Genomic DNA, 7,716 nt, shown 5'->3' with positions numbered 1-7,716 from the left:
GTCGGGCAGCGCGGTGGCGGCCAAGCGGTGGAGGGCCTCGCGGCGTTCGGCGAGCGGCGCCCTGCGGTCATCGGCCGTCGCCGCGAGCAGGTGGTCGAGCAGGGCGTGCAGCCGCCGGACGGTCTGCGGGTTGGCCGAGCCGTACAGAAGCGTCTCGTCGAGGGCCAGGGAGACGAGGTCGGGCCAGTGCTGGGCGGGGCAGGAGACGCGCGGCCGACCGTCCTCGTCCACCAGCCAGTAGGGCCCGTGAGCGCGGCCGGCCAGCCGCAGCAGCACGTCTTCGATCTGGTCCAGTGCCTCGATCGCCGTGGTCGGATCGTTGACGGCGGGAGACAGCGCCCTGATGGCGATGTCGGCCAGCAGACGCAGGCCGTACGCCGTGTCCTGCTCGATGCTGCGGCCGGGGCCGAAGCGGACGCACGCCGCCACCCGGCGGGCCAGCCGCCGCTGCCGGGCGTCGTCGGGATCCCGGCCCGGCGGTGGACGCAGGTACGCGACCGTGGTGCCGGAGCCGACGAAGTCGCCCACGGTGTGCAGGAAGCACACCTGGATGTCGTGGCGGGCGGCGAGCCGGACCAGCCTGGGCTCGTCGAGCGCGACGACAAGGGCGGGCTGTCCGCGGCGCCTGATGGCCTCCCCCTCTCCGCGTGGCGCCGGTGCGGGCGGCGGAGGTGGTCCGGACGCCGCCTGGGTGGCCGCGGGATACGTCTGGTCGACGACGGTGCGCAGGCGTTCCCCGACGGCTCTCGCGAGTCCGCCGCCGGTCACGGCGTGCCGGAGCGAGGCGAGCAGCGACAGCACGGTGACGGCGTCGGCCAGGACGAGGCCGACGGCGAGGGTCACCGTCACGCGGGGAACGTCGTCGTCGCGGACCTGGCTCAGCGCCACCAGTGCGAACAGGGCCGTGCCGATCAGCAGGCCGAACAGGACGAGGTAGCGGCTGAAGTGCCCGAGGGCCGCCACCAGGCGGGGAGACATGCTCTGCACCGTCTGCACGACGAGGGTGATGGCCGTGACGACGAAACCGGCGAGAGTGATCATGCCTCCGGCGATCGCGGCGAGCGTCGCCTGGGCCGTGGACGCGTCGAAGGTCAGACCGGCCTCGGGCAGATGCCGCTCCCAGCGGGGCAGCGTCCATCCGAGCAACGCTCCCGCGGCCACCAGAACGACGGCGACGGCGTGGCTGCGGTTCCGTCGGGCACGGTGTGTGCCCCGGCTGCGGAAGGCGGGACGCGCCCGCACGGAGCCCGTCATCCGCCGGGCGCAACGGTCGGGCGAGGGCCGCTCGCAGACCGGGCCACCTCACCGGTCTCGGCGAGGCGAGGGAACGTGCCCTGCAGTCCGCTCACCGGCCTCCTCCGTTCCCGGCGTCGCGACGGGGGACCTCGAGCATCGGTCGGCGCGGGTCGCGGCGCGAGCCGCCCGAGACCACTCGGGTGAAGAGGGCTCGCCCGGCCCGTGCGGACTCCTCCTACGGCGTACATCCGGTAGTCCGTTGCCGTGGCGCGGGTGAGAGTGGCACAGGGCCGCGCGCGCCGTCATGCGCTCACGTCGTCGCGTCGCCGGCTCCCGCATGCCGCTGCGAGGGAGATGCCGATGCCGCAGAACACGCAGTCCGAGCCCGCGGAGCCGGTGCTCGCCGAGGCCGACCGGGCGGTCGAGGCCACCGGCGCCAAGGGAACGCCGGCCGGACTCCCGGACAACCCCGCCGTCCCGCGCCCCGGCCTCGCCGCCGTCACCCTGTGAAGCGTCGAAATCCGGCGCCCCGTCGTCACCCGGCCGACCCGAGCGGCTCATGACCCACCCGGGAACCCTCATCCTGATCATGGCAGCGGCCGTACTCGCGCCGCTCCTCGTGTACGCGACCGGCCGACGGGTCCGGATTCCCCTGGTCATCTTCGAGATCTCGCTCGGCATCGTCATCGGTCCGGACGTCCTCGGCTGGGCCCGTCCCGACGACGTCGTCGACACACTCGCCGATCTCGGACTGTCGATGCTCATCTTCCTGGCGGGTTACGAGATCGAGTTCGCGGCGGTACGCGGCGACACCCTGCGCCGCTCCCTGTGGGCGTGGCTGGTCTCCCTGGGCCTCGGCATCGGTGTGGCCTTCCTGATCAGCGGTGGGGACGTGTTCGAGGCCTTCGTCATCGGCACCGCGCTGACCAGCACGGCGCTCGGCACGGTCCTGCCGATGCTGCGCGACAGCGGTCAGCTGCGGGGCCGCTTCGGAACCGTGATGTCGGCGTTCGGCTCCGTCGGCGAGTTCGGCCCGGTGGTCGCCGTGGCGCTGCTGCTCAGCGGACGTCGCCCCGGCGAGTCGGCGGCCCTGCTGGCCGGGTTCGGGGTGCTGACGGCCGGTGCCGTCTTCTGGGCCATGCGTCCGAGACCGCCCTGGTTCGCCCGGCTGACCGAGCGGACCCTGCACAGCAGCGGGCAGTTCGCGGTCCGGTTCGTGATGCTGCTGCTGGCCTGCATGCTGGGCCTCGCCGAGGTGTTCGGCCTGGACGTGCTGCTGGGCGCCTTCGCCGCCGGGGTCCTCACCCGCCTCGTGCTGCGCCGTGCCGTGCCCGAGAGCAGCGAGCAGATCCTCGGCAAGGTGGAGGCCATGGGATTCGGTTTCCTCGTGCCGCTGTTCTACGTGGTCACCGGCATCGAGTTCGACCTGCACGCGCTGCTGCACGACCTGGGAGCCCTCCTGCTCGTACCGGTCTTCCTGCTGCTGGTCCTGCTGGTGCGTGGCGCGCCGGTGTACGCGCTCGCACCGAGGGACCTCGGCCGTGCGGACCGCACCGCGCTGGCCCTGTTCGCCTCGACGTGTCTTCCCCTCGTCGTCGCGATCACGACCATCGGCGTGGATCAGGACCTCCTCGCCTCGGACGAGGCCGCGTCGCTGGTGGGCGCCGCGATGATCTCCGTACTCGTGCTGCCCCTGCTGGCGATGAGGCTGCGGTCGACGGCCGGGGACGCGAGCGGGGAACAGGCCGCCCACGGCACCGCGAAGGACGCGGAGGCGTGGTGACCGGCGCTCGGGCCGTCGGCCGGTCGGGTGCCGGGCAGGCCCGTGGCGGCGGCGTCCAGGACACGGGGGCCGGGGACCGCCGGCCGGCCTCCGGTCGCCTCGGCGCCTCACGGCACGCTCCCGTCACGGGGGTCGGATGACACGGCAGGGGCACTCCGGCGCGCCGCGGCCGCTCGTCAGGTTTCGTGCGGGCCGCCGCGGGCTGATCTGCCGCGTGCGCGGGAGCCGACGAACGAGCGCGGCGTGAGCCGGTTCGCGCGGGTGATCCGGCACGGATGGGAACGGATGGGCGCCCACACGCTGCTACGGCGCGGCCGTGACCTGGAGCTGATGCACCGGGCCATGGGGTTCGCGACCCTTGCCCTGGTCACCCTGGCTCCGCTGCTCATCGTGGTCGCCGCCGCCGATCCGCTCGGGCGCGGCGGCTTCGCGGCGTGGCTGGCGGACGGCATGGGGCTGTCCGGGCGGTCCTCGCGCCTGCTCACGGAGATCATCAGCCCGCCCCGCGCGGTGGTCGGCACCACCAGTGTGTGGGGCGGGCTGGCGCTCGCGGTGTTCGGTGTCGCCCTGGGAGCGAGCGTCCAGAACGGCTACGAGCGGGTGTGGAACCTGCCTCCCGGACCGTGGCACCGGGTCTGGCGTCAGGCGACCTGGCTGTGCCTGCTGACCGCGTACCTCTACCAGGAGGCGCAGACACGCAGTGCGCTGCACGGGCCGGAGCGCATCGTGCTCTCCTCGGTGACCGGCGTCCTGTTCTTCTGGTGGGGCCAGCGCTTCCTGCTCGGCGGTCAGGTCCGCTGGCGGGACCTGCTGCCCGGGGCGGTCGCCACCATGCTCGGCCTGATCGGCCTGCGAGGCTTCTCCTTCTTCGTCTTCACGCCGCTGATCGTGAACAACGCGATCAGCTACGGCACCGTAGGCGTCGTTCTCGTGGTCGAGTCCTGGCTGATCGGTGTGGGGTTCGTCGTCTACGGCGGGGCCCTGTTCGGCCGCTGGCTCCTGGATCACCACGGACCGCGGCACAAGGAACGGTGACGACGGGCGCCGGCGACGGCACGGCCGGTGTCGTCCAGTGGCTCAGGGCCCTTTCTGTCACCGGTCCACGGTCAGTACCCCGCGCGGGGGCCGCTCACCGCTGCCATGGCACCGGCCGGCCCAGGAACGCGGCGAGCCGGTCGATGGCCGGAGCCGTGGCCTCGACCGGTCGCGGTTCGGCGAACCTCCCCGTGCGGTTCTGGGAGGGGAGCTGGACCTCGGCGAACGCCAGGGACCGCTCGGCGAGGTCTTCGGGCAGCCGGAGCGGGATTCCGGTGGCCTGGGCCAGATCCCAGCCGTGGGCGAGCAGATCGTACAGGCGGATCTGCAGGCGCTCGGCACCCGTGGCGCTCCCCATGGGGCTGCGGAAACTCCGCTGCAGAACGCCGGGAGCGGAGAAGGCGGTCTCCAGCGCGGCGCTGGAGGCCCGGTAGGCCCGGACCGGGTCGTCACCGAGGCAGTCCGCTCCCCGCTCAGGCATCGGGCCGCCCTCGATCATGGCGGCGAACACCAGGTCCATGCCGACCAGATGCTCGACGACACCGCGCACGTCCCATTCCGCGCACGGCGTCGGCGCCTTCCACTGCTCGGGACCGATCGCGGCGATCAGGTCGCCGACAGGTCCGCGCGCACGCGCGAGATGGTCCACGGAAACGGCAGTAGTCATCCGGGGAGACTACGACGCCGGTCGTCCGCTCGCCTGTGGGTTTCCGCCGCGCCGACGTATTGGCGGAACCGGATGCCGCCGGGACGGCGCGGAGATCTCGGCGAGGACGGACGTACAGGATGCCGATGTGGACCGCCGGTCGTTGGAAAGGGGACACGGAGAAAGGAAGGACCGCCATGCCGACACAGGGATCCGCCGAGCGACCCACCGCCGAGCTGGACGACCGTTACAGTTCCGCGCTGCATCCGCGGCCGGGTGCCGCCGACGTCACGGCCACCGAGTGGGCCGAGGCCGAGCGGCAACTCCAGGCAGCCGAGATCTTCTGGGCGTCCACCGTGCGGCCGGACGGCCGGCTGCATGTCACCCCCGTGATCGCCGCCTGGCACGACGGGGTGCTGTACTTCTCCACCGGCCCGGCAGAGCAGAAGGCGAGAAACCTCGCGCACGACGCGCACTGCGCGCTGACCACCGGCGGGAACTCGCTCACGCGGGGACTCGACCTCGTGATCGAGGGGAAGGCGCAGCCGGTCACCGATCCCGCGGTGCTGGAGGAGGTGATCGCGGCGCACGAGGCGAAGTACGGGCCGCACATCACCTCGCCCGAGGGCACCTTCCACGGGATCGGGGACTCGTTCCGGACCGGGGACGCCGTGGTGTTCGCGGTCGCCCCGACCGTGGCGTACGGCTTCGGCCGGGACGACGGGGTCTACACCCATACCCGCTGGACGTTCTGAGCGACCGGGCACCACTCCGGCCGCCGGTGGCGCGGGCGGCCGGGTGCCCGCCGCGGACGGCATCGGGTGCGCGGGTGTCGCACCCCAGCCGATCAGTGACGCAGCATGCGGCGGCAGGCACCGAGGGCGGAGTGCGCGGGCCCTCGGTGTCCGGTCAGGCCATCGGCGAGGAGGGACACTCCGACGCCCAGTATCCACGCGTCCTTGGCCAGCGGGATTCCCTGCTCCGTGGGGCGCAGACCGCCTTCCTGGCGCATGCCCGGCGTACGCAGGTACAGGCCCAGGGTGCCGCACGAGAACCCGGTGAGCGCGGCCCCCGCGACAGCCGCGGGCACGACCGGCAGGAGCAGGGCGGCGGCAATGGCGATCTCGCCCGCCGACAGCAGCCTGGTGAACTTCTGGGCGTCGAGCGTGCCCAGGAAGGGGTATGTGGTGGTGGCGAACTGGTGGACCTGTTCAGCGGTGGCCTCGTCCGCGTCGCGTTTCGACAGCCCCGAGTTGAGGAAGAACGCGCCGACCGTGAGCCTGAGCGGTAGTTGCCGCGCCGCGCGGCCCCATGCCGAGTGCGATGCCATGCCGAGCCTCCCAACGTCGTCCCCGCCTACCACCATGTCATCCGCTCGAACCATGTCAAACGGTGGGGAAGTCGCCCGTACCGGCTGTGCGGCATCGATGGGTGAGCCGCCGCCGACAAGCCGGGCGCCAGATCAATGCCGCCCCCTAGACCCGCGTGGCTCCGAACGGGTGGACTCGCAGGGAGCCGTGCCGGGCGGGGGCCCTGGCCCGGGACGCAGGTGGTGACGTAGCCACCCGAGCCCCCTGACCTGGAAGAGGCGTCCCGCATGAGACGTATTCCGTCCCGCCGTCTGTTCACCGCAGCGCTGCTCGTGGCGTCCGTCCTGGCCCCGATGACGGCGATGCCCGCCACCGCCGTCCACGCCACGACCGCGGTCGACGCCGCGGCGGCCGACCGAGCGGGGGCCGTCGGCCGCCACGGCAAGGACGACTGTCCGCCGGACGGCTTCGGCCCCGAACTGACCGCCCGGCTGGACGAAGCCGTCGAGGACGTCCGGCGGCAGGCCGGCATTCCCGGCCTCGTCGTCGGACTGTGGATGCCGGGGAAGGGAAACTACGTCCGCGCGACCGGTGTCGCCGACACCACCACCCGCCGGCCGATGACCACCGACCAGTTCATCCGGATCGGCAGCGAGACCAAGACCTTCACCGTCACCGCGCTGCTCAAGCTCGTCGACGACCGCCGGATCCGGCTGGACGACCCCATCTCCGCCTACGTCCGCGGCGTGCCGGGCGGTGACCGCATCACCCTGCGGCATCTCGCCGAGATGCGCAGCGGCCTGTTCCCCTACAGTGCCGACCCGGACTTCGTGCACGATCTGCTGAGCGACCCCAGCCGTTCGTTCACCCCGCGGCAGGTGCTCGCCTACGGCTTCAAGCACGCCAACACCTTCGAGCCGGGGCAGGAGTTCCAGTACTCCAACAGCAACCTCATCCTCCTCGGCCTGGTGATCGAGAAGGTCAGCGGGCAGCGCCTCGCCGACTTCATCGACCGGCAAGTGCTCCGCCCGGCCCGACTGCACCACACGCTGTTCCCCGAGGGCGCCGAGTTCCCCGAGCCGCACCCGCGCGGCTACACCGACCAGACGCTGAACGGCGAGGTCGCCGACGCCACCGACTGGAACCCCAGCTGGGCCTGGGCGGCCGGGGCGATGATCTCCGACCTGCACGACCTGCGCCGCTGGGCCAGGATCGTCGCCACCGGCACGCTGCTGAGCCCGCGGACCCAGGCGGAGCGACTCAAGACGCTGCCGACCGGCTACCCCGGAACCAGCTACGGCCTGGGCATCTTCAAGTCCGGGGGCTGGATCGGGCACAACGGCTCCATCCCCGGCTACGAGAGCGTCACCGTCTACCTTCCCTCGCGGAAGGCCACGCTCGTCCTCATGCTCAACACCGACCGCATGTACGAAGGCAAGGAACCCTCCTCCCTCGTCGCCCGAGCCATCACCCAGATCGTGACTCCGGACAACGTCTACGACCGCCCCGTCCCGCCCCGCTGAGACGGCGGCGCCGCGGCGGACCCCGGGGGCCGGCCGGCGCGCACCGCGGCGTGGGTATCGTGATCGCGCATCCCGGCCGTCGGCCAGCAGCAGTGGACGGGGTGCGGCGAGCGCTCGGGTCTCGGTCACGTGAATCCTGACATGGGCGGCGGGACGGCCCTGCGGCCGGGATGCGCGATCACG

The 7,716-nt window shown here is 72.5% G+C and carries 8 protein-coding genes; 5 read left to right on the top strand and 3 right to left on the bottom strand.

The features are described from left to right. On the bottom strand, positions 1 to 1,254 hold a 1,254-nt coding region (locus BZL64_RS26990), incomplete at its 3' end, for a DUF2254 family protein (RefSeq protein WP_086771786.1). A 342-nt stretch (positions 1,255 to 1,596) separates the two neighbouring features. Here BZL64_RS26990 and BZL64_RS39910 point away from each other — a divergent pair. From BZL64_RS39910 to BZL64_RS26980, 3 genes are all read left to right on the top strand, one after another. Then, positions 1,597 to 1,746 carry a hypothetical protein gene (locus tag BZL64_RS39910; protein WP_158101568.1) on the top strand — a complete coding sequence of 50 codons (150 nt, stop codon included), beginning with the start codon at positions 1,597 to 1,599 and terminating at the stop codon, positions 1,744 to 1,746. A 49-nt stretch (positions 1,747 to 1,795) separates the two neighbouring features. Beyond that, positions 1,796 to 3,019: a cation:proton antiporter gene (locus BZL64_RS26985; protein WP_086771785.1), complete on the top strand. Its 1,224-nt coding sequence runs from the start codon at positions 1,796 to 1,798 to the stop codon at positions 3,017 to 3,019. 285 nt (positions 3,020 to 3,304) lie between these two features. Further along, the gene (locus BZL64_RS26980; protein WP_086771787.1) at positions 3,305 to 4,054 is read left to right on the top strand and encodes a ribonuclease BN; all 750 of its coding nucleotides are present in this window, start codon (positions 3,305 to 3,307) and stop codon (positions 4,052 to 4,054) included. A gap of 94 nt (positions 4,055 to 4,148) precedes the next feature. Here BZL64_RS26980 and BZL64_RS26975 read toward each other — a convergent pair whose 3' ends face one another. Continuing rightward, the gene (locus BZL64_RS26975; RefSeq protein ID WP_086771784.1) at positions 4,149 to 4,721 is read right to left on the bottom strand and encodes a TIGR03086 family metal-binding protein; all 573 of its coding nucleotides are present in this window, start codon (positions 4,719 to 4,721) and stop codon (positions 4,149 to 4,151) included. Positions 4,722 to 4,897: 176 nt separating this feature from the next. Here BZL64_RS26975 and BZL64_RS26970 point away from each other — a divergent pair, with 176 nt between their 5' ends. Beyond that, positions 4,898 to 5,455 carry a pyridoxamine 5'-phosphate oxidase family protein gene (locus BZL64_RS26970; protein ID WP_086771783.1) on the top strand — a complete coding sequence of 186 codons (558 nt, stop codon included), beginning with the start codon at positions 4,898 to 4,900 and terminating at the stop codon, positions 5,453 to 5,455. A 92-nt stretch (positions 5,456 to 5,547) separates the two neighbouring features. Here the strand turns inward: BZL64_RS26970 and BZL64_RS26965 are convergent, their stop codons facing one another. Beyond that, positions 5,548 to 6,030, bottom strand: a complete 483-nt coding sequence (locus BZL64_RS26965; protein WP_086771782.1) for a hypothetical protein — start codon at positions 6,028 to 6,030, stop codon at positions 5,548 to 5,550. A gap of 267 nt (positions 6,031 to 6,297) precedes the next feature. Here BZL64_RS26965 and BZL64_RS26960 point away from each other — a divergent pair, with 267 nt between their 5' ends. Further along, positions 6,298 to 7,533, top strand: a complete 1,236-nt coding sequence (locus BZL64_RS26960; protein WP_086771781.1) for a serine hydrolase domain-containing protein — start codon at positions 6,298 to 6,300, stop codon at positions 7,531 to 7,533. Positions 7,534 to 7,716: the final 183 nt, after the last annotated feature.

Origin of the sequence: Streptomyces bobili (assembly GCF_002154575.1) — a bacterium.
Classification (GTDB): Bacteria; Actinomycetota; Actinomycetes; order Streptomycetales; family Streptomycetaceae; genus Streptomyces; species Streptomyces bobili.
This window is presented reverse-complemented; position numbering and strand designations above follow the sequence as displayed.

Coding starts and splice junctions, on each gene's coding strand:
- BZL64_RS39910 (WP_158101568.1), top strand. CDS start 1,597: ATGCCGCAGAACACGCAGTCCGAGCCCGCGGAGCCGGTGCTCGCCGAG.
- BZL64_RS26985 (WP_086771785.1), top strand. CDS start 1,796: ATGACCCACCCGGGAACCCTCATCCTGATCATGGCAGCGGCCGTACTC.
- BZL64_RS26980 (WP_086771787.1), top strand. CDS start 3,305: ATGGGCGCCCACACGCTGCTACGGCGCGGCCGTGACCTGGAGCTGATG.
- BZL64_RS26975 (WP_086771784.1), bottom strand. CDS start 4,721: ATGACTACTGCCGTTTCCGTGGACCATCTCGCGCGTGCGCGCGGACCT.
- BZL64_RS26970 (WP_086771783.1), top strand. CDS start 4,898: ATGCCGACACAGGGATCCGCCGAGCGACCCACCGCCGAGCTGGACGAC.
- BZL64_RS26965 (WP_086771782.1), bottom strand. CDS start 6,030: ATGGCATCGCACTCGGCATGGGGCCGCGCGGCGCGGCAACTACCGCTC.
- BZL64_RS26960 (WP_086771781.1), top strand. CDS start 6,298: ATGAGACGTATTCCGTCCCGCCGTCTGTTCACCGCAGCGCTGCTCGTG.